Below are 17,474 nucleotides of genomic sequence, written 5' to 3'. Positions count from 1 at the left end.
TACACGATATCTTGCAGTTGTTTCGCTTTAACAAGAAACAGTATCATAAACTCCTTTATCTTTCTCTTTTTATTTGCATCGAAAAAGTCAATATCAGGCCAAATCATCAAGCCCTCGAGCTCTTTTTTATCATGTATATCAAAAGATCTAACAGTATACCAACTTCAAATTACCAGTTTTTTTAACACGTACTTCATAGGGACTTTATAGGGACCTCATTCGGACCTCATTCGGATGAACCCCTATAATCTCCCTATTAATCCCCTTGTATCTCCGATTTTATTTCCTTCTAATTATGCGGTTGATATTTATTGCTCTCTCCCCAGTGTGGTAAAAATTCTCATCTAAAACCGCAACTTAGCATCTACAGACCGACTGTTTTCCATTTGGGCATACTTATCCTCAATACAATTAAAAACGAGATAAGCCTATGGGCGATAAAACACCTCAAATTTAATATTGTAATAGTTACACTATCCCAAGTATTTAGTATATTTGATTTTGACCCAAAAATCCATGATTAAAGCTATCTTTTTTGACATCGATGGAACTTTGCTAAGTTTCAAAACACATCAAGTTCCCGAATCTACTCAACAAGCATTTCAATTATTAAAAGAAAAAAACATCAAGGTATTTGTTTCAACAGGAAGATCCTACAATCAGCTGGGGCATATTCGTTACCTCGATTTTGATGGATATATCACCTTCAATGGCGGGTATTGCGTCACGAAGGAACAGGACGTAATTTATAAAAATAACATTCCTCAAAAAGACATTCGCTCCTTATTGGATTATGCTAAAAAGCGTGAAGACCTGACTTTTTCATTCATGTCTGAAAAAGAAATTTCCTTGAACCAGGTTACACCGGAGGTATTCCAAATGTACCAGCAGGTCAATGTCCCCACCCCACCAGTTCGGGATTACGAAAAGGATTTTGATCTTGACTCAGTTATGCAGGTCAATGTTTTCATCAATCCTGAAGAAGAAGCTGAATTTATGGAAAATGTGATGCCAAATTCAGTTGCGTCGAGATGGACGCCCGTTTTTGCTGATGTCAATCCGATGGGGCAAAGCAAAAAAATTGGAATAGATGTTTTTTTAGATCATTTCAACTTCAGCTTGGAAGAAACCATGTCATTTGGCGACGGCGGAAATGATATTACAATGCTAGCGCACACCCATATTGGAATTGCTATGGGTAATGCAAATCCCGAGGTAAAAGAAATTGCAGATTATATAACAGACAGCGTTGATGAAAATGGTATCTGGAATGCATTAAAACACTTCAATATCATCTAAAGTTGGATAGTTAAAGTTATTCGAGAAGTATTGCTGTTGCTATTCATCAGCAAATTATGTTTTTCCGGAAAAAGATAGTCCAATCGGTATCGAAAATCACGTATCAATGTGCTACTAAACTGACTTTCCAGGTAATGGTTCACGCGATAGCTAACTTCCAGCATAATCAGTTTGGATGAGCCCGATAACCGGATCCGAACTGGATGAGAAGACATCGTATTATAACCATTTTCAACAGCATGCTGTACCACAGGAAAAAGAATAAGCGACGGCAACATAATTTCATCCTGAAACTGTAGCTTATTTTCCCATTTGACTGAAAAACCTGCTGGAAGAAAACGCTCAGCCAACTGCAAATATTGGTTCAACAAGTTAAGCTCCACCTGCATAGCCTCAAATCGGTCAACATGAAGCTTAAGCAACTGCTCTTGAAAAGCAAAATAGTCCGCTGAATCTATTTTGTCACGTTGTATAAAATGCCCTATCAAAAAACTGTCCAGCTGACTGTTCCTAAAAGACAACCTATCCGCCAGTGCTAAAAGCTCTTCATTTCTTACACTCTTTTTACCCAAAAAACGATTGATTATACTCGACATTTCTTAAATTGCTGTAGATTAGAAACACAAAAATAAGGAAACATTATGTCAAATATTGCAATAGTTATTGAAGAAAGAGCCGCTGACATAGGCAATTTCTTAGTTGGGCGACTTCTTCCTTTCAGGCAGAAACGTATGGTCGGCCCTTTTATTTTTATCGACCACATGGGACCTGATAACATTGCCGAACCGCACTTTATGGATATTGCTCCACATCCGCATATCGGGTTATCCACATTGACTTATCTATTCGAAGGTAGCATTATGCACCGTGACAGCTTAGGAAATGCCGTGGAGATCAAACCTGGAGCAGTCAATTGGATGACGGCAGGTAAGGGTGTCACACATTCCGAAAGAACTCCCGAACAGCTGAGATCTACCCCGCACGACCTACATGGGCTGCAGATTTGGGTGGCCCTACCAAAAGAACTCGAAAAAATGGAACCTAATTTTGTTCACATAGAAGAACCACAGCTTCCACATTGGACCGAAGAGGGTGTATCTTATCGTTTAATTGCAGGTGAAATTAAAAACCATCGTTCCGAGGTTCCGGTATATAGTCCATTATATCTTATTGAAATCAAAGCAGAACAAGATGCGACCATCAAACTGGGCGATTACCTATATGGCGAAAGTGGATTATATATCCTTCATGGAACTGTTCATGCGGAAGGCCAGGAATTCGGTCCAAAACAGATTTTAGTTGCCAAGGATGCAAAACTATGTGAATTCGAAATGAAGGCGGGTACTTCAGTTTACATTTTTGGTGGTGAACCTTTTCCTGAACAACGATATATCGACTGGAACTTCGTCGCTTCAGACATTGAAACTTTAAAAATAGCGCGCGAAAAATGGGAAAATCACGAATTTCCAAAAGTACCTGGCGATGACGGCTATATTCCAATCCCACCAGTAAATCCGACTTTAGGACAGAAAAAAAATCAATAACAATATCCTGAACCGATAACAACGTGGACGTATAAATTGAAAAAGTCGCACACGTTGAAAGACACAATAGGCAAAAATAAAAATGCTGGAAATCATACAACGACTTCCAGCATTTTTACTTAAGCGATATGAAAGCCGACTAATGGGCTATCCCGCTCACACCACCGGAAACAACGAGTTTCATGGCATCTGTTGGAGACATATCTAATTTTTTCACCTTATCTGCACTGATAATGACAACCTGCCCTGCAAAAGAGTAGGAATATGGAAAATACACCATAACTTCTTCTTCAAGCCCAATGCTTTTTAAATCATGCTGCGTTAAGAAACCTATCTTTTTCAGACCAAACTCATTCACCGTCACCAGGACAGGTTCATTAAATTTCTTTGCATCACCAACAAAGGCCTCCGTAAAATCTTTAATCGAAGAATATAATGTATTTAAAAGTGGAATCCGCTGGATCTGATGATTAATCCACACTTTAATGGGGTCTGTCACAAAATTTGTAAAAATAAGCCCCGCCAGAACCAATACCAAAATAACGGTCAGAATACCTATTCCTGGAATATACAAGGGGTGCCCCCTATCATCCTCCAAAAAATGTTCAGTTAAATTCAATGCCGAATCAACTGATGCAACAATCCAAACTATTAAAAAAATTGCACCAGCTAGAGGAACCACTACCAGGACACCTCGTATCAAATAATTAATAAATCCTCTGATTAATTTGCTAAACATGAATTGAAAATCAAATATTATTCAAAAATGCAGAATATCCTTTATTATTCATAAAAATATACTCTTTTTACGCGTTGGGAAATACTCGTCAGCAGTTCATAGGGAATCGTCCCTATAGTCTTCGCCGCTGACTTTATATCAGGGTAAACGATAACTTCATCTTCCTCTCCAACTTCCACATCCGTTACGTCCAACATACACATATCCATACATATATCACCTATAGTAGGGACTAAAAAACCGTTTATCAACATTTTACCGACACCGTTACCAAAACGCCTATCGTAACCGTCTGCATAACCAATTTTAATTGTCGCAATCTTACTGTCTCTATACAGGACGCCGTGCCTATTATAACCTACGGTTTCACCTGCTGGGAGGTATTTAATTTGTGTCACATTCGTTTTCAAGGTACTCGCCTCCCTAATGGGTAAATCATGGCGCTCAATATCGATACCATAGAGACCTATCCCCAACCTCACCATATCAAAATACGCATTCGGCCACAATTCAATACCCGATGTTGCTGCAATATGACGTAGAAAAGAATATCCTATACCACTTTCGAGACGCTTTGTAAACTCATCCAGCAGATCAATTTGTCGCTGTGTAAATTCCCGATCCTTTTCATTACCTGCAGACGCTAAGTGGGAAAATGCAGATTTAACCTCTAAAACCGCTTCCGCACCTAACACAGCTATTAAACGATCGACCTCGTCAGGCATAAAACCCAACCGATGCATACCTGTATCTATCTTAATATGAATCGGAAAAGAAGCTATTTGTTTCGTTTTCAGAAAATTCAAAAAGGAGAACAATATTCTAAAGCTATAAATTTCCGGTTCAAGGTTATACTGAACAATGGACTCAAAAGAACTTTCATCAGGACTCATCACTACAATAGGTAATTTTATGCCTGCACCACGCAAATCAACTCCCTCATCCGCAAAAGCAACCGTCAGATAATCCACCCGATTGAATTGCAAAAGATTTGCGATCTCGAAGCTTCCACTACCATAAGAAAAAGCTTTGACCATGGTCATCAGTTTCACTTGTTTCGGCAGGAGCTGTCGATATACGTTCAAATTATTCTCGAGTGCATTCAAATTGATTTCAAGCACGGTATCATGCGATTTTGCAACTAAAAGCTGACTGATACGTTCAAAATGAAACTCACGTCCTCCTTTCAATAATACCGTGGCATTTTCAAAAGAAAGCGACCTAATATCGGCCAAGAAAGCAGTTGTATCGCTATATGAAATAGAAGGCACTTCAAATTGTGCTGCCACTTTAGGCAACACTTCACCTATCAATATCAATTTATCCAAACGATACTCACGAAGCAAACGTTTCAGCTTGGACAAACTTTTTTCATCTTCGATATGGACACCAGGGATATCCGACAATATCAACATCTTGAACGGATGCTGTCCTTGCTGATTTAAAAACTCCAGGGCTATCTGCAGCGCATCTAGATCATTACTATACGAGTCATCGATAATTGAGCTATTCTTTTTTCCTTTTTTTAACTCAAGACGCATCGCCACTGGCTGCAACTCTTTAATCCTCGATGCGATCACTTCATTTTCATAACCAAAACGTAGCATCACCGCTACACAATTTATCGCGTTCTCAACATTTCCTTTATCCACAAACGGCACTTCAACAGCAAAGGTGCGACCGGTATAATAGAACGTGACCATAGTAAATCGGTCGTTAACCTGTTTGATGGAATACACTTCCAAAGAAAGGCCCTCATCAAGCCCCCAAGAAAATTTTCGTGGCCTATAAGGCAATTGAATATTTTCGAGGTAACTGTTTGGAAAAATCATGGTTTCAACATTTTTAAAAAGCTCGAGCTTTTCATAAATCTTTTCCTCCTTAGATTTAAAACCAGCTTTATGGGCAACACCGATGTTGGTCAATAGTCCTATAGTTGGTTTTATCATCTGCTCAAGGCGCAGCATTTCCCCCTTTTCTGAAATCCCCGCTTCGATTAGCGCAAGATTATACTGATCGGATAACCCCCACAAGGACAACGCCACACCAAGTTGAGAATTATAGCTCTTAGGACTTCGGTAAATCTTATATTCAGGAGACATAAGCTGGAAAAGCCACTCTTTTACAATCGTTTTGCCATTGCTCCCAGTAATTCCAATGACAGGAGAATCAAATTTCTGACGATGAAAAGTTGCCAGCTCCTGCATAGCAACTAAACTATCCGCTACCCAAAGAATATTAGCTTCCAAAAGCTCCATTTCCTGTCCCTCATCGGCCTGAAGCACAAAATTACGAACTCCTTTTTCGTAGGCTTCCCGGATATACCGATGACCATCTCTGTTCTTCTGAAGTGCAAAAAAAATCCCGTTGTCCGCCTGAGCAATTTTACGGCTGTCATAAAATAAATGCTGGACAAAAGAATTGGGATCCGTGATAAATGTGCGATTGGGATGTAAAATCTGGGCGATTTCCGATATTTTGTACATTCTCCTGATATATTTTGATTGTGTCAAAACTGAACATTTTTTTAGTTATTTCATATTATTTTTGAAATTTTGACAATATGTTTGACGAAGAAAAAAGAAACAAGAAGATATTAACGCAGCATCAGGCGCAGTTGAAAGCGGAAAGCTATTGCGTCTATCAAGAACGCGCACAGCAAGAAGTACGCGATAAGCTCTACAGCTGGGGACTGAATGAAGTAGAAGTCGAAAATGTATTGGCCAATTTGATCAGCGATAATTTTTTAAATGAAGAACGCTTTGCTATTGCCTACTGTAACGGAAAACTCCGCATGAAAGGCTGGGGTAAAGTAAAAATCAAGCAGGCACTCAAAGCAAAAAGGGTATCCGAACAATTGATAAAAATTGCATTTAAGCAAATCGATCCAGATGAATATGAACAAATCTTAAATCATATCATTGACAAAAAACTCCGTGAAATTAGTGGTAAGAACCACTATGCAGTTAAAAACAAAGTTTATCAGTTTGCACTATCCCGCGGATTTGAAAGTGATTTAATTTTTTCTACACTGAATTCAAAGGAGTTATAAAAAACACAGAAAGAAAGTAAATAAATATTTTGCAATATTGAATTTTCGCTCTATATTTGCATCACCAAAAAGGAACGCAAGGTTCTTTTAAAAATTGAAATAAAATTCCAATGCGAAAATAGCTCAGCTGGTAGAGCACAACCTTGCCAAGGTTGGGGTCGCGAGTTCGAATCTCGTTTTTCGCTCACCTGCCTAGGTGGTGGAACTGGTAGACACGCAGGACTTAAAATCCTGTTCCCGTTAAGGGAGTGCGGGTTCGATTCCCGCCCTAGGTACAAGAAAGCTCATCTAACGATGGGCTTTTCTTGTTTATGCGCGTATATTACCTCGAATGGCCCTATCAAATTCACAAAACGCCCTTCAATCTTTAATAAACTTGCTTGCGAAGCTCATCAGCCAATGGACATTTTATTTTATCGCCATAAAAATAAGAGAAAGCCGTAGGCCAAACTCAACAATATAAGTTTCAACATGCCTATTTTATACTTGAATAAAAGAAAAAGTGAAAATAGCACCCAAACCAGAGCCATCGGCTCAATGGCATACCAAGAACTGACACCACTTGGAAATAGAATCCCTATACCTAAATAACAGGCTAAATTAACGATTACACCAACTACGGATGCAGTCACTAAAGATAGGATAAATTGTATACATGTATTTTTTTGGGTCCGTTCAATCAGTGGTGCCCCAACAAAAATCAAGGCAAAGTTTGGCAAAAAGGTAAAATATGCTGTAGTGATCAAACCTATTGCGGCCATGGAATAGGACTGATGAAAATGATTGAAGCCAGCCATAAAACCAACATAGGCCAAAACAACCACTAAAGGCCCCGGGGTCGTCTCTGCAAGAGCAAATCCATCTATCATCTGGCTCTTCGAAAGCCAAAACAATTTCTCTGTCACAAGAGCTGCAACATAGGGAATGACTGTATAAGAACCTCCAATCGTCAAATACGCAGACTTTGTAAATAAAAAAGAAAGTGTCTTCCAAAATTCCGTGTCGATGGTAAAAAACAGCAAAATGCTCAACGGAATCAACCATAGTAAGAAAAACAGCAACACCTGAAGAGAAATACGACGGTAGGATACCGAAGGAAGTGTTTCGAGCGTATTGACATAATAAGTAGATTCGAACTGCTTGTCTTCATTTTCACGATTAGCATCAATTTTGGAAGTTTTTGACAAGATTGCATATAGTAATAGACCAACAGCGATCACACCCATAATAATCCAGGGCATTGGAACCCCAGCAAAATACGATAGAAGAAAAGCGGCCAATGCTACCAAATAATGCCATGTACTGACAAGAGATTTCTGCCCCACCCGAAAGGTTGCAAATATAATGATCGCAAGAACTGCAGGTTTTAAACCCGAAAATAAAGCAATAAACAATGCGGTGTTGCCATAGTGCGCATATAGTGTACTGAGTCCGCATATAATAAGAAGTGAGGGAACAATAAAAAATACCCCGGCCAACACAGCACCTTTTATGCCGTGCAACTTCCATCCTAAATAAATCGTCAATTGATGCGCTTCCGGTCCCGGCAACAACATACATGCATTAAGTGCCTGAAAAAACTTCCTGTTACTTACCCATCTTTTCTTTTCGACCAAAAAATCGTGCATAATGGTCACATGGCCGGTTGTTCCACCAAAACTTATCCAACCTAACTCAAACCAAAACCACATGGCTTCCCGAAAAATTGGCTTCTGTCTATTATTTTCTTCCTCTAAATTCATCTTTTTCAACGCTATTTGTCTTAGGCCCGGATTTTATCGAAAACAATTTCTGCAGAACAGGCCCCATTCCGATGTCTCCTGTTTTAAAACACCTTGTTTCGGGAGACCATATACAGCGGTGTAAAACCGCCATATAACTGCATAAAAAAAGCGAGATATCTTAAATATCTCGCTTTTTTTATATTAAGAATTGGTCTGATAAACTATTTTTTATCTAAAATAGTAACTTCCACTCTTCTATTTTTTTGACGTCCTTCCGGACTTTTATTATCTCCAACTGGATTTGACTGACCGAAACCTTTTGCCGTAATGCGTGATTCAGCAACCCCTGAATCTACCAAGAACTTCTTAACAGACGCCGCTCTTTTATCGGAAAGCCACTGATTATACTCAACAGTACCCGTAGCATCAGTATACCCATCAACTTTGATCTTATTATTACTTTCCTTCAAGATCAACGCCAATTTACTAACTTCAGTTTTTGCCTTCTCAGATAGGTAAGAAGAGTTTGTTGGAAACAATAAATCAGACGATATACTAAACTTAATCCCTTCATCAGTTCTTTTCGCGTCATTAAAATCCTTCTTCACATTTTTCAAACCATCATCAGTTCCATCTTTTGTTACAACTGCACCTGGATTGACTACAATAGCTTGTTGTTTACAGGAAAATAACGATAAACTTGCACATAAGGTTAAAATTCCCAAATTAATTTTTCTAAGCATGTCGTTTCTAACGTATTTAATATCGATTTAAGCAAGTAAATATAGCGAAAAAAGTCCAATATGACATCCCTTCTACGTCATATCTAACGTAACAAATCTATTTCTTGGTATATACTTTTTCTAAAGTCTTTTTTACCTCAGGAATATTTTCATACAATTTCCAAATCATGCCTGAATTTGCATTCTCGATCATCACAGCAATCGTTGCCTGATTCCTCGCACGATAACTTTCAGAAACATCGTTGTTTTTAATATCAATCCAGCTTCTGAAACCATATTGTGTAAATAACACATCAGCGTATTCTTCGTAAAATTTACGTAATGCTTTTAGACCAATCTCCTTTTCAAATGGGTAAGCTGCAATAGCTATTGCAGGATTCACCAAATACCCCTGATAGGTATCTTCCACATTTTCCACTCCCCAAATATCGGTAAATCGTGTCCCTATACTCATTTCATTATCTCTCCGTTTATAGGCAAGAATATAATTCGATAAATATTTTTTGTAATCTACAAAGTCATCTACTTTCCCTTTAGGATCCATAATCAAAAAGGGACGATAGACAGACATCAATGATTCATTTAAACTGCCGCCTGCAATACTCTTGGCAAAAATAACTTTGTCGTCGGAGTAGATCGAAATTCCGGCATTTCCCCTATCGCCAATTAAAGGGTTTGCACTTATTGAAAGCGCCAAAGAATCATTTAATTTCATTTTGAGTTCAGGAGCCAAATCACTGGAGTCATCCCCAAAATACAATTCGTTGCCTTGATGTTTGGTTGCAAATCCATTGATATAAGCTGAAATAGCTAAAGGGTGGGTAGGTGAAGACATCGCTAGTAAATAGGTACCCAAACTCTCGTTAAATCCCCCCAAAGGCCTCGATCTAGCTGTACTGTCTACAGGCGACCACTTATTCCAGAGTACATCAGGATTCTGTGCGTCGGTAAAATAGTTCCAATTTATGCGTTCCCAGAGCTTCGTAATATTATTTCTCAACGTCTGTTCCTCGGGATCTTCTTTAGAAAAATATTGCCGGGCGATTAAAAGCGATTCCATGATATGGGAGGTTCCGCGCAAATCGTACGTTGGAATTGAATCGCGATAATAAGGCACCCCCGACCGGCCATCGTAAAGCGCTGTAAAGACCCCTTGATGTTGTTGTGCACTGCTCAAAAATTTTACAATCCGTGTTAACCTGACTAAAAGAGCTTGTCGCGAGATCAAGTTATTCTCTCCTGCCACAAGTAGGCCCAAGATCGCATAGCCAGTTTCATTTGTAGATACAATAGCCTGCCTATTGCCTCGATCAGGCAGAAACATACCACTATTCACATCATAGTTGTCTATAAAATAATTCACATGAGCATTCCGGATAAAATTCAACATCTCCGTATCCGTACCTTTTTTTGTCTGTACCTCCCTAACCTCAGAAAAAGGAGATTCAACATAATTATAGTCTACCCAAGCGATCTTATAATAATAAGATTTGTTATATTCATTTACCCTATCTAGCGACTTCTGTACATAGATGGGTAAAATTGCTATCGGCTGAAAATTGAGTTTATCTTCCGAACGATAGATTTTCACGTAGCGAATACTTGGTGTTAGCGGCAATTGCCAGACCAACTCGACTTGTTTATCCACGGAACTGATCTTAGATAAGATAGCTGCTGATGACAGTCTTACCTTTGGATAGTTTTTGGGCAAAAACTCTATTTGATCGATAAATAATTGATTTGTCTGCAGTGCAGTTCCATTCTGTTCAAGAATTAAAGCCGAAACAGGCTTCCCTAATGAAATTCCTACACATTTGGCGACTGGAATGGAAACATTAAGCCAGGTATCATAAGCAAAATCATCGATATAATTTGCGATATCCACAGCATTTGTCCTTGTATCATTTTGCTGTAAGGTGACTTTTGGCAATTGTCCCTTTTCAGTATTGCTTTGAATAAAAAGCTTAAAAGTTAGCTGATCATCCTTAGCAATTAAATAGGGAAATTTCTGTTTATCGTTTAAAATACTTGCCTCCCATTTACCATTAGGAGAAGAAACGTACCGCAAAGAAAGCGAATTGCCTGGCGTAAAAAACAAACTATCGGAAACCGGTAGGCTATAGCTCACATTTTGGATCCATGATTCACCAGTATAATGAGCGATACTCTTAGCATAACTCCCGTTGATAACACTATTGTCAAATAAAACCTCAGGATAACTTTCTGATCGAACAAGTGTAGGTAAGATCAGTAACAAAAGAAAGTAAAAATATTTTTTCAGCATAAGTCAACATTTTTCACAGGCCTACAATCAAAAACTAAGCCACCAGTACGATTATAACGCAAATGTAACAAAGGAATTCCAATGATATTATCCTCCCTAATTTTAATTTCAGAAAAAATGCGCTAAATTAGCCCTCTGAATATTTTCATAAAATAGATATATGAAAACCACGTTTGATTTTGAAAAGCCAATTGCAGACTTGCAATTGCAAATTGAAAAGGTAACTCAAGTTGCCGAAAAAACTCAAGTTGACATGAGCGCAACCGTTCGTGAGCTTGAAGAAAAGCTTGCTTCTACTGAAAAAGAAATATACGGCAATTTAACAGGCTGGCAGAACGTTCAAATGTCACGCCATCCGGATCGCCCTCAGACTTATGATTATATAGAAGCTATCTGCGACGAATTTATCGAGTTGCATGGTGACAGAACCGTTAAGGATGATAAAGCGATTGTCGGTGGTATGGCTTCTATTGATGGTAATGCCGTTATGATCATCGGTCATCAAAAAGGTAAAAACACCAAAGAGCGTCAATACCACAACTTTGGAATGGCCAATCCTGAAGGCTACCGAAAGGCCCTACGTTTAATGAAAATGGCTGAAAAGTTCAATAAACCTGTGATCACTTTAATTGATACGATGGGTGCTTATCCAGGACTTGAAGCTGAAGAACGCGGACAGGGTGAAGCGATTGCACGCAACCTCATGGAGATGGCTGTATTGAAAGTTCCAATCATTTGCGTTGTTATTGGTGAAGGAGCTTCAGGTGGAGCTTTGGGTATTGGCGTTGGAAACAGAGTCTACATGATGGAACATACCTGGTATTCGGTCATATCGCCTGAATCTTGTTCTTCTATCCTATGGAGAAGCTGGGATCATAAAGAAAAAGCCGCTGAGGCATTAAAATTGACTTCAGAAGACATGTTGGGCAACGGCTTGATTGATGGTATTATCCCTGAACCGCTAGGTGGTGCTCACCAAGATCCCGCGGCAGCAGCGGCTAATCTAAAAAGCCAGCTGTTGAAAGATCTTGCTGAATTGACGGCTAAAGATAGCGATACATTAGTTACTGAAAGAATTGATAAGTTTAGCAAAATGGGTGTGGTAACTGAATAATGTTAGCAATACAACCCTAAAAAATAAAAAAGTCAGCAGTTAGCTGACTTTTTTTATGGTTATCCTGCATTAAAAATACACCTCCTCGTTCCAAAAAACAGCCTCCATACAAATCAATCCTATCCACAAGCTTCTAAAAGACTTTTTTAATAAAAAATAATTCGGTAATTTTTAAATAGTTACAACTTTAATCAATAAAAAAGACAAAAACATTTTGCGCAAATAACTTATTTTTCTACCTTTGCATCACTTTCAAAAACAGAAAGGATTCCGTAGCTCAGCTGGTAGAGCAATACACTTTTAATGTATGGGTCCTGGGTTCGAATCCCAGCGGGATCACAAAAAAAAAGCTAATCTTACGATTAGCTTTTTTTGCTTTATCGGTATTTGAACCCGAAAGAAGTGTAGACAGGGTTTGATCGGAACATGTTAATCTACATCCCAAAATGTTCTATTACCCCACAATAACGATCGTTTTGTTATCTAAGCGTAGTCCTTTTCTTTTTTAATTTTTAGCTGCACAAATTAGGATCAAGTAGGGACGAAATTCGCTTTTATTACAGTGCTTGTTCAGTGCTCGTTCAGTGATTGCTCAGTGATAGTTCAGTATAGACTGAATAATCACTGAGCAATCACTGTCTAAAAATTGATTGAAAATTGTTATTAGGTATAAGTTGGTATGCGAGACTTAGAGGAAATTAAACCGAGATAGATTTAAACAAAGGATCGACAGATGCTCACCGATCTCAATACAAATTATTCGGGCAGTAATATGACTTCCAAAAACTTCACCATTTCGCCCCCCGCTATAGTATGGGCACGTAATTCAATCACTTGCTTGCCCTTTGGTAATAGCACCGTACCCAATTCAAGTTGATTGTCATGCAAACTGACAGCAGACGACGGATCTATTGTAAAATCCGTATTCTTCCCCCCTAAATTTAAGCCGAGCTTCCCTCCCGTACCTGCAACATCTTTCACATACCGGATAGCCACCTTGAAGCGTCCGCCATTTAACACATTCGTTTCCCATCTCAAACCCTGATTTAAACTAGTCCACCCCGTCACATAGTAGCGATTCCTTTTACCATCTCCAAACTTCATCGGACTACCTATCTGTTTTGCATAAAAGGTCAGTAGCCGGTTTTTATTGATATTATGATCCACATACATTAAATCAGGATTTATTGGATTCGTTATCGTATCCTTCAATTGCACCACCACAACCAGGTCATCCTCCTGAGACGTAATTTGATCTATAGGAATATGCAGTCCATCTTTTTCGGATCTGTATTTTCTGATCGTTTCTCCCGACAGTAACGAAACAGAATTAACCTTAGCAATCAGTCCGCCGACAATAAGATCATTCCGTAGAGGACGTTCGAAAACGTGTAAATACAGGGTATTTTTACGCTGTGTAATGACTCCCCAGGGCTGACGAGGTAAACGAGATGGTCCAACAGCAATGACACTTTCACTACTCCCCCGCATCCAGTGACCTAACCTCTTTAAAATTGCGACGTCAGCACTGTCGATGCTTCCGTCACCTTTTGGGCCAATATTCATTAGAATATTCCCACCCATGGCCCTAGCCTTCGCTAAGAGTTTGATAAAATGAGCGGTCGGTTTATGGCTCTTATCGGTCGACGAATAGCCATAAGATTCATTTGTAGTTGGTATGGCCTCCCAATAAGCGCCAGAAGCAACTGGATAATACTCCTCAGGTCGATCTGCCGTATTCAGATAATCGCCATAATTCTTTTCCTCTGTACGGGCCAATCGACCATTGACTATGATATTCGGATCTGCTGTTCGAATAGCTTTTAAAATTCTCAGGTTTTCAGATAGCGGCAACTTATGAGGTGTATCAAACCACAACAAATCCGGATGATAGCGCTGAATAAGCTCCTCAATCTGTGGAATCGCCTTTTGATCCACATAATGCCTGGCCTTTGTCAACCATTCGGGATGTTTGTCAAACCAATTTGTACCACCCAACAATTTATCCCCACCTGGATTACTGTAATCCCAGTCATTGCCCGGAGCATCCGGATGCTCCCAATCAAAAGCATGCGAGTAATAGAATCCAAACAAAAGCCCATGTTTATGGCAGGCTACTGCTAATTCCGCCAATGGGTCCCTTTTAAATGCGGTGCTTGACAATGAATAATCACTTGAAAATGCGGAAGGGTACATCGCAAAGCCATCATGATGCTTAGCCGTGATGATAAAATATCTCATCCCTGCATTTTTTGCCAACAATACCCATTCCTCTGCATCAAACTTTAAAGGATTAAATCTACGTGCAGAATCAAGGTATTCAGTACGTGGGATTTTCATCACACGCATCAGATGCTCCGCATAGCCCCCTCCCGGCCTCCCCTTCCAAATATTTCCATATTGAGAATAAACACCCCAATGAACAAACATCCCAAATGAGGCTACCTTCCATTTTTCTAGGCGTTGTTCACGAGTTAATGCAGCTTGTTTCCACCAACCAGTTTCTGCTTCAACAATCGCATTTTTATCACGTGCTGTCGCATCATTAAACATATTTGAAGCCTCATTGCCCTCATTTACATTTTTAATCTGTGCGCTCGAAAACAATATTCCCGAAGAAAGTATAAAAAGAAAAAAACACTTGATTTTAAACATAACTTTGGTTTTATGAAGATGGCAAATCCAACCTGAAAGATTTCAGACAGACACCCTTTCTAAATTTATTGAATTATCGTTCCTGGCGACCTAATGGAAGGAATATAGGATCGATTTTAACTATAATCAAAAATAATCTAAAACTACATTTTATAAGTGTACAATTCGTTCGTTTTAGGGGAAATATTGATCCGAGTCCCAAAAAAGAAAACCTATTCTTTAATAGGATGTTTATATCGTATATACATCTTAAAATAAATAAACAGTGATCTAAGCAATAGATTGCTCCATGGTCACCAAAAGATCTTTTAAATATTTTTAACATAATCAGATACAAGCTATCTGTATTTATTGAATATTTGTCTAAAACTTTAAATTAATATGGAAAAACTAACCGCCAAAGCCAGCATCCAAATTCAGAGACCAATCAACGAAGTTTTTGAGGCTATTGTAGATCCTAATAGAATGAATCACTATTTTATAAAATCTTCAACTGGACGTCTAGAGACAGATAAAACGGTAGAATGGACATTTCCAGAATTTCCCGACAGTTTTCCCGTGACAGGAAAAACCATCAGCCCCAATTCTTATATCTCTTTTGACTGGAGCGGGGGACTTCCCAATCAACTGGTAGAAATCACACTATCCACATTCGGAGAAAGCGCGACGGTCATAAAGATTACAGAACACGAAATGAACAACGATGCAGATGGAATTCTGATTATGATGCGACAAACAGAAGGTTGGGCCAACTTTTTAGCGTGTATGAAAGCCTATCTAGAATACGATATCAATCTGAGAACTGGAGCTTTCGATTTTATGTTCCAAAAATAGTGCTATCTAAAAATAGCTGCTCATCGAATTACTTCAAACACAATATATTCAATTAAAGATATTCAATTAAAGTTATCCGAATATCCGGCAAAAGACTTCAACTAATACATGGCAAAAAATAAAACGGCATATACCGAAGCATCTGTCCAAGACTTTATAAAAACAGTTGACGACCCACAAAAACAAATCGATAGTGCAACACTGATACAACTTATGGAAACCACAACGGGTGAGCCGGCTAAAATGTACGGACCAACTATCATCGGATTTGGAAACTATCATTATACCTATGCAAGTGGGCATGAAGGCTATGCTCCTTTGATCGGATTTAGTCCCCGAAAATCAGCAATCTCCCTTTATGTATTTACCGGTGCCGATGAGCACCGACATTTGGTCGATCAGCTAGGGAAATTCAAAATAGGCAAAGCTTGCATATACATCAAGAAATTAAGCGACATCAATATAGAGATACTCCATCAGCTTATGTCCGAAACGATACAGTTTATTGAGAATAAGTATACGAGAATCAAAGAATAGCACAAATTATGGCAACGAGCATCGCAACAATAGACGAATATATCAATCAATTTGAAGAGGAAAAAAAAGAATATCTGATCAAGGTGAGACAGCTTATTGCTGGCCTAGTCCCTCCTTCTGCAGATGAAACGATCTCCTATCAAATGCCGACCTTCAGATACAAGGGTAATATCATCCATTTTGCGATGAACAAAAACCATTTGGGCCTCTATCCAGGACCAGCTGCTATTGCGCACTTCGCTACAGAACTCAAAAATTTTAAAACCACAAAAGGTGCGATACAAATCCCTTTAGATCAACCGATTCCAATACCAATAATTACCGATATTGTCAATTTTAATATTGATAAGCTTAAAGACAAACAAGGCCCTAATTGGTACCAAAGCCGAGGGAACTGGCAGGAGGCCGAAGAACTCATGCAGCAAATCATCCTGCGAACTTCCTTAAAAAAGGAATTCAAATGGGGGAGTTACATCTATACTCATAAAGGAAAAAATGTCATCGGTTGGGGCGGCTTTAAAAATTTCTTTTCCCTTTGGTTTTATAATGGTGTATTCTTAGCCGATCCGGATAAACATCTCATCAGTGCCTCCGAAGGAAAAACGAAAGCATTACGACAATGGCGCTTTGAAAACGTTATGGATATGGATGTCGAAAAAATAGCCGCCTATATCCAAGAATCCATCCAAACCATTGACGAGGGAAAAGAGCTCAAACCAACGAAATCTCCAACGAAGCCCCCCACTGGTCTATTATTAGAAGCGCTACAGGCAGATCCGACCTTCGAGGAAAGTTTCCGGGCTTTAACACCAGGAAAACAGAAAGAATACATCGAGTACATCGATGAGGCCAAGCAAGAAAAAACGAAACAATCCCGTCTTGAAAAAATTAAGCCGTTGGTCCTCGCTAAAAAGGGCTTAAACGACAAATACAAATAGGTGAATGCTAA

At 39.0% G+C, this 17,474-nt stretch carries 14 protein-coding genes and 3 tRNA genes; 10 read left to right on the top strand and 7 right to left on the bottom strand.

Annotated elements, in window-relative coordinates; translation table 11 throughout:
• The first annotated feature begins 516 nt into the window (after positions 1-516).
• Positions 517-1,299, top strand: coding sequence for a Cof-type HAD-IIB family hydrolase (locus tag L1283_RS15930; RefSeq protein ID WP_088162791.1), 783 nt, complete (start codon positions 517-519; stop codon positions 1,297-1,299).
• On the opposite strand, the gene L1283_RS15925 is transcribed toward L1283_RS15930, so the two are convergent.
• Positions 1,296-1,895, bottom strand: coding sequence for a hypothetical protein (locus tag L1283_RS15925; RefSeq protein WP_115046816.1), 600 nt, complete (start codon positions 1,893-1,895; stop codon positions 1,296-1,298). The genes L1283_RS15930 and L1283_RS15925 overlap by 4 nt on opposite strands.
• A 45-nt stretch (positions 1,896-1,940) precedes the next feature.
• Here L1283_RS15925 and L1283_RS15920 point away from each other — a divergent pair, with 45 nt between their 5' ends.
• Positions 1,941-2,843 (top strand): pirin family protein, encoded by a 903-nt coding sequence (locus L1283_RS15920; RefSeq protein ID WP_088162793.1) that lies wholly within the window; start codon positions 1,941-1,943, stop codon positions 2,841-2,843.
• A gap of 139 nt (positions 2,844-2,982) precedes the next feature.
• On the opposite strand, the gene L1283_RS15915 is transcribed toward L1283_RS15920, so the two are convergent.
• Entirely contained in the window at positions 2,983-3,582 is a 600-nt protein-coding gene (locus tag L1283_RS15915; protein WP_088162794.1) for a DUF502 domain-containing protein, read from the bottom strand.
• Between the two features lie 44 nt (positions 3,583-3,626).
• Positions 3,627-6,068: a bifunctional UDP-N-acetylmuramoyl-tripeptide:D-alanyl-D-alanine ligase/alanine racemase gene (locus tag L1283_RS15910; RefSeq protein ID WP_088162795.1), complete on the bottom strand. Its 2,442-nt coding sequence runs from the start codon at positions 6,066-6,068 to the stop codon at positions 3,627-3,629.
• Positions 6,069-6,145: 77 nt separating this feature from the next.
• Here L1283_RS15910 and L1283_RS15905 point away from each other — a divergent pair, with 77 nt between their 5' ends.
• The 3 genes from L1283_RS15905 (at position 6,146) to L1283_RS15895 (ending at position 6,909) form a co-directional block, all read left to right on the top strand.
• Entirely contained in the window at positions 6,146-6,634 is a 489-nt protein-coding gene (locus tag L1283_RS15905; RefSeq protein WP_088162796.1) for a regulatory protein RecX, read from the top strand.
• 112 nt (positions 6,635-6,746) lie between these two features.
• Positions 6,747-6,819: transfer RNA gene (locus L1283_RS15900), tRNA-Gly, on the top strand.
• 5 nt (positions 6,820-6,824) lie between these two features.
• A tRNA-Leu gene (locus L1283_RS15895) sits at positions 6,825-6,909 on the top strand.
• 138 nt (positions 6,910-7,047) lie between these two features.
• Here L1283_RS15895 and chrA read toward each other — a convergent pair.
• From chrA to L1283_RS15880, 3 genes are all read right to left on the bottom strand, one after another.
• Positions 7,048-8,376 carry a chromate efflux transporter gene (gene chrA, locus L1283_RS15890; RefSeq protein WP_115049411.1) on the bottom strand — a complete coding sequence of 443 codons (1,329 nt, stop codon included), beginning with the start codon at positions 8,374-8,376 and terminating at the stop codon, positions 7,048-7,050.
• Positions 8,377-8,579: 203 nt separating this feature from the next.
• A complete protein-coding gene (locus L1283_RS15885) occupies positions 8,580-9,101 on the bottom strand; it encodes an OmpA family protein (protein WP_075994015.1) in 522 nt (173 codons plus the stop codon).
• Positions 9,102-9,198: 97 nt separating this feature from the next.
• The gene (locus L1283_RS15880; protein WP_088162797.1) at positions 9,199-11,385 is read right to left on the bottom strand and encodes a glucoamylase family protein; all 2,187 of its coding nucleotides are present in this window, start codon (positions 11,383-11,385) and stop codon (positions 9,199-9,201) included.
• Positions 11,386-11,545: 160 nt separating this feature from the next.
• On the opposite strand from L1283_RS15880, the gene L1283_RS15875 reads away from it, so the two are divergent.
• Both L1283_RS15875 and L1283_RS15870 read left to right on the top strand, forming a co-directional pair.
• The gene (locus tag L1283_RS15875; RefSeq protein WP_046671762.1) at positions 11,546-12,499 is read left to right on the top strand and encodes an acetyl-CoA carboxylase carboxyltransferase subunit alpha; all 954 of its coding nucleotides are present in this window, start codon (positions 11,546-11,548) and stop codon (positions 12,497-12,499) included.
• A gap of 266 nt (positions 12,500-12,765) precedes the next feature.
• Positions 12,766-12,838, top strand: a tRNA-Lys gene (locus tag L1283_RS15870).
• A 417-nt stretch (positions 12,839-13,255) separates the two neighbouring features.
• Here L1283_RS15870 and L1283_RS15865 read toward each other — a convergent pair.
• Positions 13,256-15,154, bottom strand: coding sequence for an alpha-L-fucosidase (locus L1283_RS15865; protein ID WP_088162798.1), 1,899 nt, complete (start codon positions 15,152-15,154; stop codon positions 13,256-13,258).
• Between the two features lie 381 nt (positions 15,155-15,535).
• Between L1283_RS15865 and L1283_RS15860 the strand changes: the two genes are divergently transcribed.
• The 3 genes from L1283_RS15860 to L1283_RS15850 all read left to right on the top strand — a co-directional run bounded on the left by L1283_RS15860 (position 15,536) and on the right by L1283_RS15850 (position 17,463).
• A complete protein-coding gene (locus L1283_RS15860) occupies positions 15,536-15,988 on the top strand; it encodes an SRPBCC domain-containing protein (RefSeq protein ID WP_115046812.1) in 453 nt (150 codons plus the stop codon).
• A gap of 108 nt (positions 15,989-16,096) precedes the next feature.
• The gene (locus L1283_RS15855; protein WP_088162799.1) at positions 16,097-16,525 is read left to right on the top strand and encodes a DUF1801 domain-containing protein; all 429 of its coding nucleotides are present in this window, start codon (positions 16,097-16,099) and stop codon (positions 16,523-16,525) included.
• Positions 16,526-16,533: 8 nt separating this feature from the next.
• Complete coding sequence (locus L1283_RS15850) at positions 16,534-17,463, top strand: DUF1801 domain-containing protein (protein ID WP_145328720.1); 930 nt, start codon at positions 16,534-16,536, stop codon at positions 17,461-17,463.
• Positions 17,464-17,474: the final 11 nt, after the last annotated feature.

Origin of the sequence: Sphingobacterium sp. HSC-15S19 (assembly GCF_050433745.1) — a bacterium.
Lineage (GTDB): Bacteria > Bacteroidota > Bacteroidia > Sphingobacteriales > Sphingobacteriaceae > Sphingobacterium > Sphingobacterium siyangense.
This window is presented reverse-complemented; position numbering and strand designations above follow the sequence as displayed.

Coding starts and splice junctions, on each gene's coding strand:
- L1283_RS15925 (WP_115046816.1), bottom strand. CDS start 1,895: ATGTCGAGTATAATCAATCGTTTTTTGGGTAAAAAGAGTGTAAGAAAT.
- L1283_RS15850 (WP_145328720.1), top strand. CDS start 16,534: ATGGCAACGAGCATCGCAACAATAGACGAATATATCAATCAATTTGAA.
- L1283_RS15855 (WP_088162799.1), top strand. CDS start 16,097: ATGGCAAAAAATAAAACGGCATATACCGAAGCATCTGTCCAAGACTTT.
- L1283_RS15910 (WP_088162795.1), bottom strand. CDS start 6,068: ATGTACAAAATATCGGAAATCGCCCAGATTTTACATCCCAATCGCACA.
- L1283_RS15915 (WP_088162794.1), bottom strand. CDS start 3,582: ATGTTTAGCAAATTAATCAGAGGATTTATTAATTATTTGATACGAGGT.
- L1283_RS15875 (WP_046671762.1), top strand. CDS start 11,546: ATGAAAACCACGTTTGATTTTGAAAAGCCAATTGCAGACTTGCAATTG.
- L1283_RS15920 (WP_088162793.1), top strand. CDS start 1,941: ATGTCAAATATTGCAATAGTTATTGAAGAAAGAGCCGCTGACATAGGC.
- L1283_RS15885 (WP_075994015.1), bottom strand. CDS start 9,101: ATGCTTAGAAAAATTAATTTGGGAATTTTAACCTTATGTGCAAGTTTA.
- L1283_RS15930 (WP_088162791.1), top strand. CDS start 517: ATGATTAAAGCTATCTTTTTTGACATCGATGGAACTTTGCTAAGTTTC.
- L1283_RS15905 (WP_088162796.1), top strand. CDS start 6,146: ATGTTTGACGAAGAAAAAAGAAACAAGAAGATATTAACGCAGCATCAG.
- L1283_RS15860 (WP_115046812.1), top strand. CDS start 15,536: ATGGAAAAACTAACCGCCAAAGCCAGCATCCAAATTCAGAGACCAATC.
- L1283_RS15880 (WP_088162797.1), bottom strand. CDS start 11,385: ATGCTGAAAAAATATTTTTACTTTCTTTTGTTACTGATCTTACCTACA.
- L1283_RS15865 (WP_088162798.1), bottom strand. CDS start 15,154: ATGTTTAAAATCAAGTGTTTTTTTCTTTTTATACTTTCTTCGGGAATA.
- chrA (WP_115049411.1), bottom strand. CDS start 8,376: ATGAATTTAGAGGAAGAAAATAATAGACAGAAGCCAATTTTTCGGGAA.